Below are 17,766 nucleotides of genomic sequence, written 5' to 3'. Positions count from 1 at the left end.
GGGAGCGCCATGCACACCACCGTCACGCCTTTCACGTTGCGCCCGTGGCGGGAGGGGAAGGGGTACGGGCGGCGGTCCGGCTGGCGGGGCGCGTCGGTGGAGTTCGGCGAGGTCACGGTGGAGGTGCCGCTGCGGCAGACCGTGCCGGAGACGGTCGTCTCGGAGCTGCGGGGCGGCCTGCTGCCGGAGGCGTCGTACGAGACGCGGGGCGTCCACACGGACCTGATCCGGCTGCCGACGCTGAACCGGGCGACGCTCCGGCTCGGCGGCGCGCTCGTCCGCGTGGAGCGGAACCGCTTCGGCGTGACGGCCCGGCAGCGGGGTCTGCGGCTGCGGTACGGCGGCGACGACTACCGCCTGTGGGCGCGCGGCCGCCGCTCCTGGACGCTCGCCCGGCGGGCCGACGCGGAGGACCCGGGCGTCCGGGTGGAGGTGCGTGGGGCGGGGCGGCTCGGGCAGCGGCGCCTGGAGGTCACGGTGACGGGCCGGGCGCTCGCGGCGGACCTGTCGCTGGCCCTGGTCTTCGCGGGCGTGGACCGCGCGGCGCTCACCCGGGGCGGGGCGGTCCGCGCGGCCCTGGCGCGGGTCACGGGGTTCTGGGCGGAGACGCGGGCCTAGGAGCGCGCCGCGGGTCCTGCCGGACGGTCCTGACCGGATGTCCCGGGAGCCTGGCGGGGCTCGTACGCGACCCGGTCGATGGGGTCCTCGTGCGGGTACGCGAGCCGGGGCAGTCCTTCGACGGCGAGTTCGCCGCGCAGCCAGGCGAGGAGGACCCCGGTCAGGGTGCCGGTGAGCGGGGGGCCCACGCGCGCGTGGCGGGGGTCGATCGCGAGCGGCCAGGTCTCGGGGTCGTCGCCGTCGGCGAGCCAGCCGAGCTGGTCCCCGTCGATGCTGGAGGCGAAGGGCAGGAAGCCGCGGGGCTCGGGCCAGGCGGCCAGCGGATGGAACTCGGGGTAGTCGGCCCGCAGGGAGCGGTAGTTGTCGCCGTACCACTCGGCCCAGGGCGCGAAGTCGTACCGGTCGGCGCCCCAGGGGAGGGGGAAGCGCAGCCAGTCGCACCAGACGCCGCCGCCGTACGTCTCCATGAAGCGGACGTACGCGCTGGGCAGGGCCGTGCCGAGCTGGTCGTACGTCCACTCCCAGTCGCGCCCGCCGAGGTACGGCTCCGCGGGCGGCGGGACGAGGGCGGTGAGGGTGTCGAGGCCGGTGCCGCCGCCGGTGAAGGCGGCCCGCTGTTCCGGGGTCGGGGCGGCGCGGCGCGGCGGCGGGGTCCAGGCGGAGGTCACGTCCTCGGCGAGGGCGCTGCGGGCGAGGGTCCGGGGGAGGCCCTCGTCGACGAGGAGGGCCAGGGTGGGCAGCAGGGTGGTGCCGGGGCGGCGCCAGGGGTCGCCGCCCCGGCGCTCCTCGTGCGGGTCGTGGAGCACGACCGGCCACGCGTCGGGGTCGTCGGAGGCGCCGGTGTCCCAGAAGAGGGTGCCGGAGGTGCGGGTGGAGCCGAAGGGGAGGACGCCGGGCGCCGCCCGCCGGGACTCCTCGACCCAGCGGCCGTAGTCGAAGGTGCCGTGGCCGGCGCCGTACGGGGTCTGGATCCAGAGGCGTTCGCCGAGGTCGACCGGGCCGTAGGCGGTGGCGACCGCCTTGTAGTCGGCGGGCAGCCGGAGCCCAAGCCACTCCTCCACCGCGTCCCAGTCGACCGGTATCGCGGGTCCTGGGGGCGGTGGTCCGAAGAGCGCGGCGAAGGCGGTGACGGCGTCCCGGGGAGCGCCGCTCACCGGGCCCCGGCGCGGCGGGGCGCGGCGACGCCGAGGACGCGGTCCTTGAGGGCCGGGAACTCCTCGCGGATCGCGGCGGGCTTCGCCGGGTCCAGGACGACCCGCAGGGTCTCCTCGCCGGGGCCCGCCTCGGCCAGGACCTCGCCCCAGGGGTCGACGACCATCGAGTGGCCGGCCTGCTCGACGCCCGCGTGGGTGCCGGCCGTGCCGCAGGCGAGGACGTACGCCTGGTTCTCGACGGCCCGGGCCCGGGCGAGCAGCCGCCAGTGGGCGCGGCGGCGGGCGGGCCAGCCGGCGGGGACGACGAAGGCTTCGGCGCCGGCGTCGACGAGGCCGCGGAAGAGCTCGGGGAAGCGCAGGTCGTAGCAGGTGCCGACGCCGACGGTGAGGTGCGGCAGGTCGAAGGTGACCAGGTCCTCGCCGGCGGCCATGAGGACGGCCTCGCCCTTGTCGAAGCCGAAGCGGTGGATCTTGCGGTAGGAGGCGGCGAGTTCGCCGTCGGGCGAGAAGACGAGGGAGGTGTTGTAGAGGGCGCCGCCGGCGGCCTCGACGAAGGACCCGGCGTGCAGCCAGACCTCGGCGTCGCGCGCGGCGGCGGCCATCGCCTCGTAGGTGGGGCCGTGGAGGGGTTCGGACTCGGGCCCGAAGAGGTCGGCGGCGAAGGCGCCCACGGGCCACAGTTCGGGGAGGACGACGAGGTCCGCGGCCCCGTGCTCCTCCCGTACGAGGCGGGCCGCGCGGGCCCGCCGGTCGGCGACCGGTTCGTCCGGGTCTACCGCGATCTGGATCAGCGAGGCGCGCACACTACCACCGTCCTGGCGTTGAAGCCGTCAACACCGGCCTACGATCGTCACACGAAAGCACTGCCGGGGTGCTCCCGGGGAGCGTAACTTAGCGTCCGAGCCTCCCATTCCACTGTCGCCCAGTCGTGTTTTCAGCCCGCACCGAAGAACGTCGAGGGGTCCCGTGACCGTCCATCCCAGCCTCCAGAACTACGCCGACGCCTGGACCCACTCCATCGAAGCGATAGCCGAGCTGGTGCAGCCGCTCGTGGAGGGCGAGTGGAACCGGGCGACTCCGTGCCCGGGCTGGTCGGTGCGCGACATCGTGTCCCATGTGATCGGCATGGAGACGGAGATGCTCGGGGACCCGCGGCCGATCCACTCGCTCCCCCGTGACCTGTACCACGTGCGCACCGACTTCGCCCGCTACATGGAGGTGCAGGTCGACGTCCGCCGGCACCACACGGCGCCGGAGATGACCTCGGAGCTGGAGTACATCCTGATCCGCCGGGCCCGTCAGCTCCGCAACGAGAACCGCTCTCCCGAGCACGTCATCCGGGCCCCGCTGGGCGGGGAGCAGACCCTGGAGCAGGGCTACCGGCTGCGGGCCTTCGACACGTGGGTGCACGAGCAGGACCTGCGGGTGGCGCTCGGTGCGCCGGGGAACCTGGACTCGCCGGGGGCGCTCGTGGCGCGGGACCTGCTCCTGGAGGCGCTGCCGAAGGTGGTCGCGAAGGACGCGGGCGCTCCGGCGTCCTCGGCGGTCGTGGTGGACGTGACGGGGCCGGTGGAGTTCCTGCGGACGGTGCGGGTGGACGCGGAGGGGCGGGGTTCGATCGACGGGGCGCCTTCGCTGGGTCCGGCGGTGACGCTGGCGACGGACTGGGAGACGTACGCGCGGCTGGCGTGCGGCCGGGTCCGGCCGGCCGATGTGGCCGACCGGATCAAGGTGGAGGGCGACCAGGACCTGGCCGGGGCGATCCTCGACCACTTCGCGGTGACGCCGAACTAGAGAGCCGCGGTCTCCCTGGTGATGCCGGAGTGGAGAGCCGCGGTCTCCATGGCGACGCCGGAGTGGAGAGCCGCGCTCCCTATACCGGCACGTGGACGGCTTCCACGCGGCTGGCGACGAGGCGTTCGCGCTCGCGCCGGTGGGTGCGGGACTTGAGGCGGAGGATCTGGACGACGCCGAGGGCTTCGAGGACGAAGACCGAGGAGAACGCGATCCGGTAGTCGTCGCCGGTCGCGTCGAGCAGCACGCCGACGGCGAGCAGCGTCGTCATCGAGGCGACGAAACCGCCCATGTTGACGATGCCGGAGGCGGTGCCCTGACGCTCCGGCGGATTGGCCGGGCGGGCGAAGTCGAAGCCGATCATGGACGCCGGGCCGCAGGCCCCGAGGACCAGGCAGAGGGTGACGAGCAGCCACATCGGCGCGTGGTCGCCGGGGTACGCGATCGTGGCCGCCCACAGCAGGGCGGTGGCGGCGACCGTGCCGAGGGCGAGCGGGGCGCGGGCGCCGCCGTGCCGGGCGATGATCTGGCCGTAGGTGAGGCCGACGGCCATGTTGGAGAGCACGACGAGGGTCAGCAGCTCGCCCGCGGTGCCCCGGGACAGGCCCTGCGCCTCGACGAGGAACGGCAGCCCCCACAGCAGCAGGAACACCATCGCGGGGAACTGGGTGGTGAAGTGCACCCACAGGCCGAGCCGGGTGCCGGGTTCGCGCCAGGACTCGGCGATCTGCCGGCGGACGTAGGCGGCGCCCGCGTGGCGGACGGGGGCGGGCTCGTACCCCTCCGGGTGGTCCTTGAGGAAGACCAGCAGCAGGACCAGGACCAGGACGCCGGCGAGCGAGCTGCCGACGAAGGTGGTGGTCCAGCCGAGGCCGTGCAGGGCGCGGGAGAGGACGACGGTCGAGATCAGGTTGCCGGCCATGCCGATGAGGCCGGCGAGCTGGGCGATGAGCGGTCCGCGGCGGACCGGGAACCAGCGGCCGCCGAGCCGCAGGACGCTGATGAAGGTCATGGCGTCGCCGCAGCCGAGGAGGGCGCGGGAGGCGAGGGCCATCGGGTACGACGGGGAGAGCGCGAAGCCGAGCTGGCCGAGGGTGAAGAGGACGACGCCGAGGGCGAGGACCTTCTTGGTGCCGAGCCGGTCGACCATGAGGCCGACGGGTATCTGCATGCCCGCGTAGACCAGCAGCTGGAGTATGGAGAAGGTGGAGAGCGCGGAGGCGCCCACGTGGAAGCGGTCGGCGGCGTCGAGTCCGGCGACGCCGAGCGAGGTGCGGAAGATGACGGCGACGAAGTAGACGGCGACGCCGACGCCCCAGACGAGGGCGGCGCGCCGGCCGCCGGGCGGGTCGCCGGGGAGGGTGACGGCGGAGCCGTAGCCGTTGCGGGCCCCCTTGCGACCGTTCACCTGCCCTCACCCCGGACCAGGCTGCCGACGCGGCCGAGGTGGCCGCGGACCGCGGCGGCGGCGCCGTCCGCGTCGCCGGCCCTGAGGCGGTCGAGGATCTCGGCGTGCTCGGTGATGTTCTGGGCGACCCGGTCGGGGTGGGCCTGCATCACGGCGACGCCCATGCGGAGCTGACGGTCGCGGAGCTGGTCGTAGAGGCGGGAGAGGATCTGGTTTCCGGCGTGCTTGACGATCTCGGCGTGGAAGCAGCGGTCGGTGACGGCGACCTCCGCGAGGTCACCGGCGCCCGCCCGCCGCTGCTGCTCCTCCAGGAGCTCTTCGAGGCGGGCGAGGAGCGCGGGCGGCGCGGGGACGGCACGGCGGACGGCGAACTCCTCGACGAGGAGCCGGGTCTCGACGACGTCGGCGATCTCCTGGGCGGAGACGGCCAGGACGAGGGCGCCCTTCTTCGGGTAGAGCTTCAGCAGCCCTTCCATCTCCAGCTTGAGCAGCGCCTCGCGGACGGGAGTGCGGGACACCCCCACGGCCTGCGCCAGCTCCCCCTCGGTGAGCAGGGTCCCGCCTTCGTAACGGCGGTCGAGGACGGCCTGTTTGACGTGGCTGTAGACCCGGTCGGCGGCGGGCGGCTGCTTGAGCGCTGATGGCATGCGCACAGCATAGATACAACAGGGATGCGACAGACAGCCGCGTCCGCATCCTGGACTCCTTACATCCGGTTGCCCGCCCCGAAACGGAACATCCGGTGGTGGACGGATGCCACCACCGGATGTTTCACGTGAAACAGACCAACCGGGTCACTACGACCAGGTCATGAGCCGCTTCGGCTGCTCCAGGACCGCCGCCACGTCGGCGAGGAACTTGGAGCCCAGCTCGCCGTCGACCAGGCGGTGGTCGAAGGAGAGCGCCAGCGTGGTGACCTGACGCGGCTTCACCTTGCCCTTGTGGACCCAGGGCTGGAGCTTGATCGCGCCGACCGCGAGGATCGCGGACTCGCCCGGGTTGAGGATCGGCGTACCGGTGTCGACGCCGAAGACGCCGACGTTGGTGATGGTGAAGGTGCCGCCCTGCATCGCCGCCGGGGTCGTCCTGCCCTCGCGGGCGGTGGCGACCAGCTCGCTCAGGGAGCGGGACAGATCCGGCAGGGTCTGGGCGTGCGCGTCCTTGATGTTCGGCACGATCAGACCGCGCGGGGTGGCCGCGGCGATGCCCAGGTTCACGTAGTGCTTGAGGACGATCTCCTGCGCCGCCTCGTCCCAGGCCGCGTTGACCTCCGGGTTGCGGCGGACCGCGACCAGGACGGCCTTGGCGACGAGCAGCAGCGGGTTGATCCGCAGGCCGGCCATGTCCTTGTCGGCCTTGAGCTCCTCGACCAGCTTCATCGTGCGCGTGATGTCGAAGGTCACGAACTCGGTGACGTGCGGGGCGGTGAAGGCCGAGCCGACCATCGCCGCCGCCGTGGCCTTGCGGACGCCCTTGATCGGGACGCGGGTCTCCCGCGCCTCTCCCGAGGAGACGGCGGCGGGGGCCTGCGCCGGGGCGGCCGGAGCCGCGACCGGGGCCGGCGCGGCGGGGGCCGCCGGGGCTTCCGGGGCGACCGGGGCGGCCGCGCGGTGCACGTCCTCGCGGGTGATGACCCCGTCCGGACCGGTCGGGACGACCGAGGCCAGGTCCACGCCGAGGTCCTTGGCGAGCTTGCGCACCGGCGGCTTGGCCAGCGGACGCGGTCCTGCCGGAGCGTGGCCGTTCAGCTGCTCGGGGACCACCGCGACGGGGGCGGAGGCGGCCGGAGCGGCCTTGCGGGCCCGGCGCTTGGTGGAGCTCGCGGCCACGCCGTAGCCGACGAGGACCGGCTGGCGGCCCTCCGGCCGGGGCTCCGGCTCCGCCGCGGGGGCCGGGGCCTCCACGACGGGGGCGGCGGCCGGGGCCGGCACCTCGGCCGGCGCGTCGCCGCCGACGTTCACCGAGATGATGACCTGGCCGACGTCGACCGTGGTGCCCTCGGGGAAGACCAGCTCGTGGACGGTGCCGTCGAAGGGGATCGGCAGCTCCACGGCGGCCTTGGCCGTCTCGACCTCGCAGACGACCTGCCCGTCGGTGACGGTGTCACCGGGCTGGACGTACCACTTGAGGATCTCGGCCTCGGTCAGGCCCTCGCCCACGTCGGGCATCTTGAATTCGCGGATCGTCATCGTGCTCTCCTCAGTACGCCAGCGAGCGGTCGACGGCGTCGAGCACGCGGTCCAGGCCCGGCAGGTACTCCTCCTCCAGGCGCGCCGGCGGGTACGGCGCGTGGTAGCCGCCGACCCGCAGGACGGGGGCCTCCAGGTGGTAGAAGCAGCGCTCGGTGATCCGGGCGGCGATCTCCGCGCCGGAACCGAAGAACACCGGTGCCTCGTGGACGACGACCAGGCGGCCGGTCTTCTCGACCGAGGCCTGGATGGTGTCGAAGTCGAGCGGGGAGATCGAGCGGAGGTCGACGACCTCGACCGACTTGCCCTCCTCGGCGGCGGCCGCGGCGGCCTCCAGGCAGGTCTTCACCATCGGGCCGTAGGCCACCAGGGTGAGGTCGGTGCCCTCGCGGGCCACCCGGGCCTTGTGGAGCTCGCCGGGGATCGCCTCGGTGTCGAGCTCGCCCTTGTCCCAGTAGCGGCGCTTGGGCTCGAAGAAGATGACCGGGTCGTCGCTCTGGATCGCCTGCTGGAGCATCCAGTAGGCGTCGGAGGAGTTCGCCGGGGTGACGACCTTGAGGCCCGCGACGTGCGCGAAGAGCGACTCGGGGGACTCGGAGTGGTGCTCGACGGCGCCGATGCCGCCGCCGTACGGGATGCGGATGACGACGGGCATCTTCACGGTGCCGAGCGAGCGGGCCCGCATCTTCGCCAGCTGGGTGACGATCTGGTCGTAGGCGGGGAAGACGAAGCCGTCGAACTGGATCTCCACGACGGGGCGGTAGCCGCGCAGGGCGAGGCCGATCGCAGTGCCGACGATGCCGGACTCGGCGAGCGGGGTGTCGACCACCCGGTCCTCGCCGAAGTCCTTCTGGAGGCCGTCGGTGATGCGGAAGACACCGCCGAGCTTGCCGACGTCCAGGCCCATGACGACGACCTTGGGGTCGGTCTCCAGGGCCTTGCGCAGCGACTCGTTGAGCGCCTTCGCGAGGGGAAGCTTCTGCACAGCCATGATTACTCGGCCTCTCCGTTCGCGAAGGACGCCTGGTAGGCGGCGAACTCCGCGCGTTCCTCGTCGACGAGCGCGTGCCCGTCCGCGTACGTGTGGTCGAAGATCGCCATGTGCTCCGGGACCGGCATGGCGCGGACGACCTCGCGGACGTGCTTGCCGAGGGTCTCGCTCTCGGCCTCCAGCTCCTCGAAGAAGGCCGCGTCGGCGTGGCCCTCGTTCTCCATGTACGTCCGCAGGCGCAGGATCGGGTCCTTGGCCTCCCACGCCTCGCGCTCCGCGTCGCGGCGGTAGCGGGTCGGGTCGTCGGAGGTGGTGTGGGCGGCCATCCGGTAGGTGAAGGCCTCGACGAGCGTCGGACCCTCGCCGCGGCGGGCGCGCTCCAGGGCCGAGCGGGTGACGGCCAGGCACGCGAGGACGTCGTTGCCGTCGACGCGGACGCCGGGGAAACCGAAGCCGCGGGCGCGCTGGTAGAGCGGGACGCGGGTCTGCTTCTCGATGGGCTCGGAGATGGCCCACTGGTTGTTCTGGCAGAAGAACACGACCGGGGCGTTGTAGACCGCCGAGAAGACGAACGACTCGTTGACGTCGCCCTGGCTGGAGGCGCCGTCGCCGAAGTAGGCGAGCACGGCGGAGTCCGCGCCGTCCTTGGCGATTCCCATGGCGTAGCCGGTGGCGTGCAGGGTCTGCGAGCCGAGGACGATCGTGTACAGGTGGAAGTTGTTGCTGTTCGGGTCCCAGCCGCCGTTGTTCACGCCGCGGAACATGCCCAGCAGGTTGGTGGGGTCGACGCCGCGGCACCAGGCCACGCCGTGCTCGCGGTAGGTGGGGAAGACGTAGTCGTCGTCCCGCAGGGCCCGGCCGGAACCGATCTGGGCGGCCTCCTGGCCGAGCAGCGAGGCCCACAGGCCCAGCTCGCCCTGGCGCTGGAGCGCGGTCGCCTCCGCGTCGAAGCGGCGGGTGAGGACCATGTCGCGGTAGAGACCGCGCAGCTCCTCGGCGCTCAGGTCGATGTCGTAGTCGGGGTGCTGGACGCGTTCGCCCTCGGGCGTCAGCAGCTGAACGAGCTCGGGCTCCCCGGCCGGGGCCGGGGCGGCCTTCTTTGCGCCGGCGCTGGCGCCGGTGGTGCGCTTGGCGCCGCTGCTGCGTCGCGTCGTCTTGCGCGCGGCAGTGCTCTCCACGGTCACGTGCGTGCTCCTCCGTCGGTCCGGCCCCCGGGTTCGCCGGCAAGGCCAGTGCGGCTCTCCGCCTTATCCGTACCCTGCGCACGGGGTGGGTGCGACGCGGCCGGGGTCGGGCGTGACAGTTGTCCCGGCGAGCGCCGTCATAGGCACGTTACCCATTGCGCGGCATTCCTGCGAAACCCCACTTGACCTGCGATTTTGCTTGGATTTCCAAGTAAATCGAGAAAAGCGGAAGCTCGCCCAGGTCAGCGCGCCGAGCAGCGGCCCGACGTCGTCGTCGGAACATCCGGCACCGTAACCCGCGCACCCCGGGCACCGGAAGAGCCAATATGTGAGACTGACTGCGTGCGCGAAGAAGGAAAAATCCGGGTATTTCTGCTGGACGACCACGAAGTCGTCCGGCGCGGCGTCCACGAGTTGCTTTCCGTGGAGGACGACATCGAGGTGGTCGGCGAGGCCGGAACGGCGGCCGACGCCCTGGTCAGGATCCCCGCGACCCGCCCCGACGTGGCGGTGCTCGACGTGCGGCTGCCGGACGGCAGCGGTGTCGAGGTCTGCCGCGAGGTGCGCTCCCAGGACGAGTCGGTCAAATGTCTGATGCTGACCTCGTACGCGGACGACGAGGCGCTTTTCGACGCGATCATGGCCGGGGCCTCGGGTTATGTCCTCAAGGCCATTCGCGGCAACGAACTGCTGAACGCGGTCAGGGACGTGGCGGCCGGCAAGTCGCTGCTCGACCCGGTGGCGACGGCGCGGGTCCTGGAGCGGCTGCGGGACGGCAACAACCCGAAGGGCGACGACAAGCTCGCCCACCTCACCGAGCAGGAGCGCAAGATCCTGGATCTGATCGGCGAGGGCCTGACCAACCGGGCCATCGGCGAGCGCCTCCACCTCGCGGAGAAGACCATCAAGAACTACGTCTCCAGCCTGCTGTCGAAGCTCGGCATGGAGCGCCGTTCGCAGGCCGCCGCCTATGTGGCGCGGATGCAGGCCGAGCGGCACTGACCCGGCGGCGGGGCACCGGACGTCCGGTGTCCCGGCCGGAGGGAGCGGTCCGGGCCCGCGGCCGGCATTCGGGACCTACGTCCCCACCGGCGCGGGGCCGGGGCCCCTTTCCCGACGGGGTGCCGGTGGCGGAGAGTGGAACCATGTCCACCGAGGAGATCCGCGCCATCGAACTGCTCGGCCGTGCGTCGTACGGCCGGGTCGCCACGAGCATGCGGGCGATGCCCTTCGTCGCTCCCGCCCGGCACATCGTCTCCGACGGCAGCGTCCTGATCCGCATGCACGAGGGGCTGGGCTACCACCAGGCGTGCAGCGGCAGCGTCGTCGCCTACGGGGCGGACGACCTGGATCCGGAGTCCGGCACGCTGTGCTCGGTGCAGTTCACCGGCACCGCCGAGATCGTCGAGCCGACCGAGGACGAGCTGGCCGCCTTCGGCCCCGAACCGGTGAGCGTGGACGGCGAGCCCTTCGTCCCCGTCTACATGCGGATCGAACCCCAGTTCGTCACCGTGCACAGCATCGACTACGGCCCGGCGGCCGCCTCCGCACCGCGCCATCTTCACCACGCAGCGTGACCACGTGATCTAACATCTGCGGAGTGCCGCGCTCATCTGAACATTCCGCTCCTCCGGTCGGCGCCCTGCTGCGCCGCCACCCGCACGCCGGCGAGCCCCTGTCCTGCGTCCCCGTCACCGAGGGCCTGCTCAACCGCGGCTACCGCCTCGCCACCACCCGCGGCCGCTACTTCCTCAAGCAGCACCTCGACGCCCCCACCGCCGACCGGGCCACCATCACCCGCCAGCACCGCGCCACCCAGCGGCTGCACGCCCTCGGCCTGCCCGTGGCCCCGCCGCTGCCCGACAGCCGCGGCCGCACCGTCGCCGTCATCGACGGCCGCTGCTACGCCCTGCACCCCTGGGTCGAGGGCCGGCACCGCGACGGCGCCCAGCTCACCACCGGCGGCTCCCGCCGCCTCGGCGCCCTCCTCGGCCGCGTCCACACCACCCTCGACCGGGTCATGGAGCCCCCGCCGCCCGGCGACCGGCACGACAGCGCCCGCCCCGAGGACACCTTCACGGACATCGCCGAGCTGATCCGCCTCGCCCGCGCCCACCGCCCGCACGGCAGCTTCGACGCGCTCGCCGAGCACCGGCTGCGGGAACGGCGCCGGCTGCTCGCCCAGCACGCCCACCGCCGCCCTCCGGCGCCCGCCACGGCCGGCTGGGTGCACGGCGACTTCCACCCGCTGAACGTGCTCTACCGGGGCGCCGAACCGGCCGCGATCGTCGACTGGGACCGCCTCGGCGTGCGCCCCCGCGCGGAGGAGGCCGTCCGGGCCGCCGCGATCTTCTTCGTGCGGCCCGGGGGCGAGCTGGCGCTGGAGAAGGTGCGGGCCTACGCGCGCGCGTACCGGCGGGCCGCCGGCGCCGACGGCGCCGAGCTGGCGGCGGCGGTGCACCGGGTGTGGTGGGAGCGGCTCAACGACTTCTGGACGCTGCGCTGGCGCTACCAGCTGCACGACCACAGGGCCGACCCGCAGTTCCCCGCGGTGTCGGCCCTGGCCGTGTGGTGGACCCGGGAGTACGACGCCGTCCGCGACGCCTTCTCCGCCTGACGCCCGCCGCCCCCCGGGGAGGCGGCTACGGGGTGGATCCCGTGTCGCCCTCAGGGCCGCCGGTCGGCGGGGTGTCCGGGTCGCCGTTGTCCCCGCCGGTCGGGTCGGGCTCGCCGGTGGAGCCGCCGTCCGTCGGCGCGGTCGTCGTGCCGCCCGTCGGCGTCGGCGCGGTCGTCGGCTCGTCCGTCGGCGTGGGCGCCGTGGTCGGCTCGTCCGTCGGCGTGGGCGCCGTGGTCGGCTCCTGCGTGGGCGTCGGCGCGGTCGTCGGCTGCTGCGTGGCCGGAGGCCACGGGTTCTGCGTGGTGCCGCCGTCACCGCTCGTCGGCGGCTCGTACGTCTCCTCGGACGGCTCCTCGGACGGCGTGGGCTCCTCCGAGGCGGTGGACGGCGAGTTCGACACCGTCGTCGGCGTCGTGATCGGGTCCTTCTGCTTGTCGCCGCCCCCGGCCATCTGCACGGCGAAGACGACGCCGGCGACGATCGCGACCACAGCGAGGGCCGCGAACAGCACCATCCGGGTGCGCTTGCGCCCGTCGCCGCCGTCCTGGCCGCCGTAGCCGCCGTTCGTGCCGTAGCCGCCGGTGCCGCCCGTGCCGTCGTCGTACCCGCCGCCGTAGTAGCCGCCGTCGTCGGGGTTGGGCAGCGGGACGAGGCGGCCCTGCGCGGTCTCGCCGAGCGGCGGGTGCCCCATGGCGGTCGTCGCGGCCACGCCCTGGCCGGGCGTGTGCCCGCCCTCGTACACGGTCACCGGGCCGGTGCTCCAGGTGCCCGTGTGGCCGCCCTGCTGCTGGAGCATCTCCAGGCCGTACTGGATCAGCCCGCGCATCTCCTCCGCGCTCTGGAACCGGTCGTCCGGCTCCTTCGCGAGCGAGCGCATCACCAGGCCGTCGAGCTCCGGCGGCGTCGAGCCGCGGACCTCGGACGGCGGGACCGGGATGTCCTGCACGTGCTGGTAGACCACCGACAGCGGCGTCTCGCCCGTGAAGGGGGGACGCAGCGCGAGGAGCTCGTAGAGCAGGCAGCCGGTGGCGTACAGGTCCGAGCGGTGGTCGACGGCCTTGCCGAGCGCCTGCTCCGGGGAGAGGTACTGCGGGGTGCCCATGACCATGCCGGTCTGCGTCATCGTCGCCTGGGCCCCGTGCAGCGCGCGGGCGATGCCGAAGTCCATGACCTTCACGGCGCCGGTGTTCGTGATGATCACGTTGGCCGGCTTGATGTCGCGGTGCACGATGCCGTGCTGGTGCGAGTACGCCAGCGCCTCCAGGACGCCGGAGACGATCACGAGCGCCTGCTCGGGGCCGGGCGCCTCCGCGCTGACCAGCAGGTCACGGATGGTGCGGCCCTCGACGAGCTCCATCACGATGTACGGCACCGGGCGGCCGTCCACGACGTCCTCGCCGGAGTCGTACACCGCCACGATCGCGTGGTGGTTGAGGCCCGCGACCGACTGTGCCTCGCGGGTGAACCGCGCCTTGGAGACCGGGTCCTCGGCGAGGTCGGAGCGGAGCAGCTTCACCGCGACGGTGCGGCCGAGCCGTACGTCCTCGGCGGCGAAGACCTCGGCCATGCCGCCGCGCCCCAGACGGTGCGTCAGGCGGTAGCGGCCGTCGCCGACCACGCGGCCGAGTCCCCACGACTCCCCGCCGGCGCCCGGCACACCACCACCTGCGTCGGATCCGGGTTCCATGAGTCCTCGCCGTCGTCTGTGCGTGCCGTGTCCAGTCGTCACGCTACAGGCTTCGTACGACATCACGGTCCGCGATGACCGGCCATCCAACCCTTCTCGTGTACGCCTGTGCAAATTCCGTGAGTTTGGCCCCGCCCCCCGGCGGCGCGGGCCGTACGGAGGGTCACGGAACGGGCACGCGGCTTGACGTGTCAGGGGCCTCGGGCAGACTTGGCGCAGAATCGGCCGGATATCGAGGTCCGGCCGGAGACGACAGACCGACGCCGCGGGGCGCAGGGGGACAGCACACATGAGCCACGACGGCGCTCAGGGCGGCCGCTACGCGGGCGGTTCGGTCGCGAACGGCCGCTACCAGCTGCGCGACCTCCTCGGCGAGGGCGGCATGGCCTCGGTCTACCTCGCGTACGACAGCGCGCTGGACCGCCAGGTCGCGATCAAGACGCTCCACACCGAGCTGGGCCGCGAGGCCTCCTTCCGCGAGCGGTTCCGCCGCGAGGCGCAGGCTGTGGCGAAGCTCTCGCACACCAACATCGTCTCGGTCTTCGACACCGGCGAGGACACCCTCGACGGCGGCATGATGCCGTACATCGTCATGGAGTACGTGGAGGGGCAGCCGCTCGGCTCGGTCCTCGCCTCCGACGTCCGCCAGTACGGGGCGATGCCCGCCGACAAGGCGCTGAAGGTGACGGCGGACGTGCTCGCCGCCCTGGAGGTCAGCCACGAGATGGGGCTGGTCCACCGCGACATCAAGCCCGGCAACGTGATGATGACCAAGCGCGGCGTCGTGAAGGTCATGGACTTCGGCATCGCCCGCGCCATGCAGTCCGGCGTCACCTCGATGACCCAGACCGGCATGGTCGTCGGCACCCCGCAGTACCTCTCCCCCGAGCAGGCCCTGGGCCGGCCCGTGGACGCCCGCTCCGACCTTTATTCGGTCGGCATCATGCTCTTCCAGCTGCTGACGGGCCGTCTGCCCTTCGACGCGGACTCCCCCCTCGCCATCGCCTACGCGCACGTGCAGGAGGAGCCGGTCGCCCCGTCCTCCGTGAACCGCTCCGTGTCGCCCGCGATGGACGCGCTGGTCGCCCGCGCCCTGCGGAAGAACCCGAACGAGCGCTTCCCGAGCGCCGCGGCCATGCGCGACGAATGCCTGCGGGTGCTCTCCGCCGGCCAGTCCGCCGCCCCCGTGATCGTCCCGGGAGCCCCGGTCAGCAGCGGCTCGGGCGTCGGCTCGGCCGTCTTCCCGCCGGTCGGCCAGACCCCGCCGCCGCACCAGCCCGCCCCGCACGTCCAGCAGCCGTACCAGCCGCCGGCCCCGCAGCCCGGCCCGTACGGCCCCCCGACCCCGGCCCCGACGCCGATGCCCGGCCCCGCGTACGGCTACCCGCAGCAGGCGCCGACGCCGGCCCCCGGCTACCAGACCCCGCCGCCGGTCTCGTACGCGCCCGCGCCGACCTCCGCCCCGGCAGCCCCGGCCCCGCGCCGGAACATGCCGATGGTCCTCGGCGCGGTCCTCGTCGCCCTGATCGCCGTCGGCGGTGTGCTCATCGCCCTCAAGCCGTGGGAGAAGGAGCAGGACCCCACGGCGGGCGGCACCGGCGGCGTCACCGGCGCCCAGACCGGCGGCACCGAGCAGACCCAGACCGACAGCCCCGGCCACAAGGGCCCGGACCTGTCGAAGACGATCGACGTCAAGAAGTGCACCGAGCCGCGGGAGTCGAGCGACGACCCCGACAAGTTCGAGGTGCCGGACTTCACCTACAAGAACCTCGCCTCGGTGAAGGACTGCATCCGCGCGGCCGGCTGGAAGGTCAAGAAGCAGAACCCGACGGACGAGAACACCTACGGCGAGGACACGATCCTCGGCCAGTACCCGCCGGCCGGCGAGGACATCTCCCCGAAGGACGCCGAGTTCACGCTGGAGATCTCCACGGGCAACCCCCAGAAGTAACCGTGCCGGCAGCCCCGGAAGGGGCAGCCCGGATGCCGGAATCATCCCGGTATGTGACGCTGAGTCGGACAGCTCGGCGGCACGGCAGGGGAGGGTTTCCCGGTGACTCCCACACGCGGCGGGACCGACGGAAGCGGTGACGGCGGAAGCGGTGACCGCGGGACCGCCGGACACGGTGACGGCGACGGCGGACGCGGGACCGGCGGACGCGACGGCGGCGGAAGCGGTGGCAGCGGAAGCGGTGACGGCGTACGGCGGCGCGTGCGCGCGCGGGTGCTGACGCGTCTGCGCGGGCGGGTACCGGTGCGCGTACGGGGCCGGGCGCCGGCACGGACACGAGTGCGGGTACGGATGTCGGCAGGGGTCCCGGTACGGACACGAGTGCGGGCGCGGGTGGCGGCAGGGGTACGCGGGCGGGGCACCGGGCAGGCCCCCCGGTCCCGCGCCGCCCTCCGCCGGGCCGCGCTCGCCCCCGCCCTGGCCTGCGTCTTCACCCTGTACGGAGTCTCCGGCGCCCCCTTCGCCACGGCCTCGGCGCCCCCGGCCGGAGCCTCCGGATCCCCCGCCGGACGCGCCGCAGGCCCCGCGCGCGCCCCCGCCCACGGGCCCACCGCCGGGCCCACCGCGACGGGCGCGTCCGCCTCCGCCGTACCGTCCTCCTCCGCTTCCGCGCCGCCCACCGCGACCGGCGGGCCCACCGCGACCCGTCGGCCGGATACGGCCCCGGGCCCGGACGCCTCCGCAGGAACCGGCCGCCCGCCGGCCCCCGCCCCCACCGGAAGCGGCGTCCCCGGCACCACCGCGCCCGTCCCCACCACGACCGCCGGCCCCGCCGGCACCGCGCCCGCCGGGACGCGCGGCCCCCGCCCCGGCAAACCGGCCGACCGCACCACCGACGCCCCCGCGCCCACCGGCTCCCCCTCCCTCGCCGGCCGGCCCGCCGGCGAGGGCCACGCCCGGCCCGGCCGCCCCGAAACGGCCGCGCCCACGGAGAGCGGCGCCCCGGCCGACCCCGCGCGTGACAGAACCGCAACAGAATCCCCCGCCGTCGACCGCCTCCCCGAGGAGGAGGCCGAGGTACTCGGGGAGGAGCCGGCCGCCCGCCCCGAAGCGGCCCGCGCCAGCCGCCCCGCCGCCGCCCCGCGGCTCGCGGTGCGAAACTCCGCCACCGCCTCTGACCAGCGCGTTCCTCTGCTGACCCTCGGCGTGGGGCTGACCCTGATGGGCCTCGGCCTCGGCTTCCTCGGGCTGCGGCTGCGCCGCCGCTGACCCCTCGCCCCGCCCCGCCCGCTCCCTCCTGGGACGGACCCCCGGGTCCCCCTCACGATGGTTGTCGCCCTCGGCATACCCGGTATACATACTCGGTATGTCGATCCGCCACGGGCTTCTCGCCCTGCTCGAACACGGCCCCCGCTACGGCTCCCAGCTGCGCACCGAGTTCGAGTCCCGCACCGGTGCCACCTGGCCCCTCAACGTCGGCCAGGTGTACACCACCCTGGGCCGGCTCGAACGGGACGGGCTCGTCGGCCAGAGCGGCGAGGACGGCGCCGGCCACGCGCTCTACGCCATCACCGACGCGGGCCGCGCGGAACTCCGCACCTGGTTCGAGAAGCCCGTGGACCGCACCAGCCCCGCCCGCGACGAGCTCGCCATCAAGCTCGCCATGGCCGTCGGGGCACCCGGCGTCGACATCCGCGCGGTCATCCAGTCCCAGCGCCGTCACACCGTGAAGGCCATGCAGGACTACACCCGGCTCAAGGCCCAGGCCCTCGTCGCCCTCGAAGGCACCGGCTCCCACGAACGCGACGACGTGGCCTGGCTCCTCGTCCTGGAGCAGCTGATCTTCCAGACCGAGGCCGAGGCCCGCTGGCTCGACCACTGCGAATCCCGGCTGATCCGCCTCTCCGCCACCGCCCCCGCCACCGCTCCCGTCACCACCACCGAGCCCACCGCCGCCGCCTCCGCCGTCGTGGAGCCGGGACGCGGGCCGGGAGCCCCGCACGCGCCCGGCGCGAAGGCGGGCGGCGCGGGGGACGGGGGCGGGCCGGGGGGCCGGCGGGGGGCCGGGGCCGGGGGCCGGGCCCGCTGACCGAGGGCCCGCGCCCCGTACCGCACACACGTCTTCTTCCACACCGCTCGCATCCGTGCGCGGCCGTCCGCCGCCGCGCGCCCA

Annotated in this window: 16 protein-coding genes; 8 read left to right on the top strand and 8 right to left on the bottom strand. The window is 73.8% G+C overall.

The annotated features are described in order from the left end of the window. Positions 1-9 precede the first annotated feature (9 nt). On the top strand, positions 10-618 hold the full coding sequence (locus ACF1ED_RS26950; protein WP_391764673.1) for a hypothetical protein: 609 nt from the start codon (positions 10-12) through the stop codon (positions 616-618). On the opposite strand, the gene ACF1ED_RS26945 is transcribed toward ACF1ED_RS26950, so the two are convergent. Both ACF1ED_RS26945 and ACF1ED_RS26940 read right to left on the bottom strand, forming a co-directional pair. Next, a complete protein-coding gene (locus tag ACF1ED_RS26945; protein ID WP_391764671.1) occupies positions 615-1,772 on the bottom strand; it encodes an SMI1/KNR4 family protein in 1,158 nt (385 codons plus the stop codon). The two genes, ACF1ED_RS26950 and ACF1ED_RS26945, sit on opposite strands and share 4 nt — an antisense overlap. Next, positions 1,769-2,575 carry a carbon-nitrogen family hydrolase gene (locus tag ACF1ED_RS26940; protein ID WP_391764669.1) on the bottom strand — a complete coding sequence of 269 codons (807 nt, stop codon included), beginning with the start codon at positions 2,573-2,575 and terminating at the stop codon, positions 1,769-1,771. Before ACF1ED_RS26940 ends, ACF1ED_RS26945 begins: the two co-directional genes overlap by 4 nt. Before the next feature lie 163 nt (positions 2,576-2,738). On the opposite strand from ACF1ED_RS26940, the gene ACF1ED_RS26935 reads away from it, so the two are divergent. Continuing rightward, entirely contained in the window at positions 2,739-3,566 is an 828-nt protein-coding gene (locus tag ACF1ED_RS26935) for a maleylpyruvate isomerase family mycothiol-dependent enzyme (protein WP_391764667.1), read from the top strand. Between the two features lie 79 nt (positions 3,567-3,645). Here the strand turns inward: ACF1ED_RS26935 and ACF1ED_RS26930 are convergent, their stop codons facing one another. The 5 genes from ACF1ED_RS26930 to pdhA all read right to left on the bottom strand — a co-directional run bounded on the left by ACF1ED_RS26930 (position 3,646) and on the right by pdhA (position 9,338). Next, complete coding sequence (locus ACF1ED_RS26930) at positions 3,646-4,974, bottom strand: nitrate/nitrite transporter (RefSeq protein WP_391764665.1); 1,329 nt, start codon at positions 4,972-4,974, stop codon at positions 3,646-3,648. Further along, on the bottom strand, positions 4,971-5,621 hold the full coding sequence (locus ACF1ED_RS26925) for a GntR family transcriptional regulator (protein ID WP_391764663.1): 651 nt from the start codon (positions 5,619-5,621) through the stop codon (positions 4,971-4,973). Before ACF1ED_RS26925 ends, ACF1ED_RS26930 begins: the two co-directional genes overlap by 4 nt. 150 nt (positions 5,622-5,771) lie before the next feature. Next, the gene (locus ACF1ED_RS26920) at positions 5,772-7,163 is read right to left on the bottom strand and encodes a dihydrolipoamide acetyltransferase family protein (RefSeq protein WP_391764661.1); all 1,392 of its coding nucleotides are present in this window, start codon (positions 7,161-7,163) and stop codon (positions 5,772-5,774) included. Between the two features lie 10 nt (positions 7,164-7,173). Beyond that, positions 7,174-8,154: an alpha-ketoacid dehydrogenase subunit beta gene (locus ACF1ED_RS26915; RefSeq protein ID WP_360321808.1), complete on the bottom strand. Its 981-nt coding sequence runs from the start codon at positions 8,152-8,154 to the stop codon at positions 7,174-7,176. A 2-nt stretch (positions 8,155-8,156) separates the two neighbouring features. Further along, complete coding sequence (gene pdhA / locus ACF1ED_RS26910) at positions 8,157-9,338, bottom strand: pyruvate dehydrogenase (acetyl-transferring) E1 component subunit alpha (protein WP_391764659.1); 1,182 nt, start codon at positions 9,336-9,338, stop codon at positions 8,157-8,159. 342 nt (positions 9,339-9,680) lie between these two features. Between pdhA and ACF1ED_RS26905 the strand changes: the two genes are divergently transcribed. From ACF1ED_RS26905 to ACF1ED_RS26895, 3 genes are all read left to right on the top strand, one after another. Next, a complete protein-coding gene (locus tag ACF1ED_RS26905; protein ID WP_391764657.1) occupies positions 9,681-10,340 on the top strand; it encodes a response regulator in 660 nt (219 codons plus the stop codon). 143 nt (positions 10,341-10,483) lie between these two features. Beyond that, positions 10,484-10,915, top strand: a complete 432-nt coding sequence (locus ACF1ED_RS26900; protein WP_391764655.1) for a pyridoxamine 5'-phosphate oxidase family protein — start codon at positions 10,484-10,486, stop codon at positions 10,913-10,915. Between the two features lie 23 nt (positions 10,916-10,938). Then, on the top strand, positions 10,939-11,955 hold the full coding sequence (locus ACF1ED_RS26895; RefSeq protein ID WP_391764653.1) for a phosphotransferase: 1,017 nt from the start codon (positions 10,939-10,941) through the stop codon (positions 11,953-11,955). Positions 11,956-11,980: 25 nt separating this feature from the next. Here ACF1ED_RS26895 and ACF1ED_RS26890 read toward each other — a convergent pair whose 3' ends face one another. Then, complete coding sequence (locus tag ACF1ED_RS26890; protein WP_391764651.1) at positions 11,981-13,642, bottom strand: protein kinase; 1,662 nt, start codon at positions 13,640-13,642, stop codon at positions 11,981-11,983. 289 nt (positions 13,643-13,931) lie between these two features. On the opposite strand from ACF1ED_RS26890, the gene ACF1ED_RS26885 reads away from it, so the two are divergent. From ACF1ED_RS26885 to ACF1ED_RS26875, 3 genes are all read left to right on the top strand, one after another. Continuing rightward, positions 13,932-15,593 (top strand): protein kinase, encoded by a 1,662-nt coding sequence (locus ACF1ED_RS26885; RefSeq protein ID WP_391764649.1) that lies wholly within the window; start codon positions 13,932-13,934, stop codon positions 15,591-15,593. 393 nt (positions 15,594-15,986) lie between these two features. Further along, complete coding sequence (locus ACF1ED_RS26880; RefSeq protein WP_391764647.1) at positions 15,987-16,862, top strand: hypothetical protein; 876 nt, start codon at positions 15,987-15,989, stop codon at positions 16,860-16,862. A 97-nt stretch (positions 16,863-16,959) separates the two neighbouring features. Continuing rightward, positions 16,960-17,682, top strand: a complete 723-nt coding sequence (locus tag ACF1ED_RS26875) for a PadR family transcriptional regulator (protein WP_391764645.1) — start codon at positions 16,960-16,962, stop codon at positions 17,680-17,682. Positions 17,683-17,766 lie beyond the last annotated feature (84 nt).

Origin of the sequence: Streptomyces sp. NPDC014656 (assembly GCF_043084305.1) — a bacterium.
Lineage (GTDB): Bacteria > Actinomycetota > Actinomycetes > Streptomycetales > Streptomycetaceae > Streptomyces.
The sequence above is the reverse complement of the archived record's forward strand: the minus strand, read 5'-3'. Positions and strand labels throughout refer to the sequence as shown.

Excerpts from the sequence above, each read along its gene's own strand:
- ACF1ED_RS26950 (WP_391764673.1), top strand. The coding sequence starts at position 10 with ATGCACACCACCGTCACGCCTTTCACGTTGCGCCCGTGGCGGGAGGGG.
- ACF1ED_RS26925 (WP_391764663.1), bottom strand. The coding sequence starts at position 5,621 with ATGCCATCAGCGCTCAAGCAGCCGCCCGCCGCCGACCGGGTCTACAGC.
- ACF1ED_RS26920 (WP_391764661.1), bottom strand. The coding sequence starts at position 7,163 with ATGACGATCCGCGAATTCAAGATGCCCGACGTGGGCGAGGGCCTGACC.
- ACF1ED_RS26915 (WP_360321808.1), bottom strand. The coding sequence starts at position 8,154 with ATGGCTGTGCAGAAGCTTCCCCTCGCGAAGGCGCTCAACGAGTCGCTG.
- ACF1ED_RS26900 (WP_391764655.1), top strand. The coding sequence starts at position 10,484 with ATGTCCACCGAGGAGATCCGCGCCATCGAACTGCTCGGCCGTGCGTCG.
- ACF1ED_RS26890 (WP_391764651.1), bottom strand. The coding sequence starts at position 13,642 with ATGGAACCCGGATCCGACGCAGGTGGTGGTGTGCCGGGCGCCGGCGGG.
- ACF1ED_RS26885 (WP_391764649.1), top strand. The coding sequence starts at position 13,932 with ATGAGCCACGACGGCGCTCAGGGCGGCCGCTACGCGGGCGGTTCGGTC.
- ACF1ED_RS26875 (WP_391764645.1), top strand. The coding sequence starts at position 16,960 with ATGTCGATCCGCCACGGGCTTCTCGCCCTGCTCGAACACGGCCCCCGC.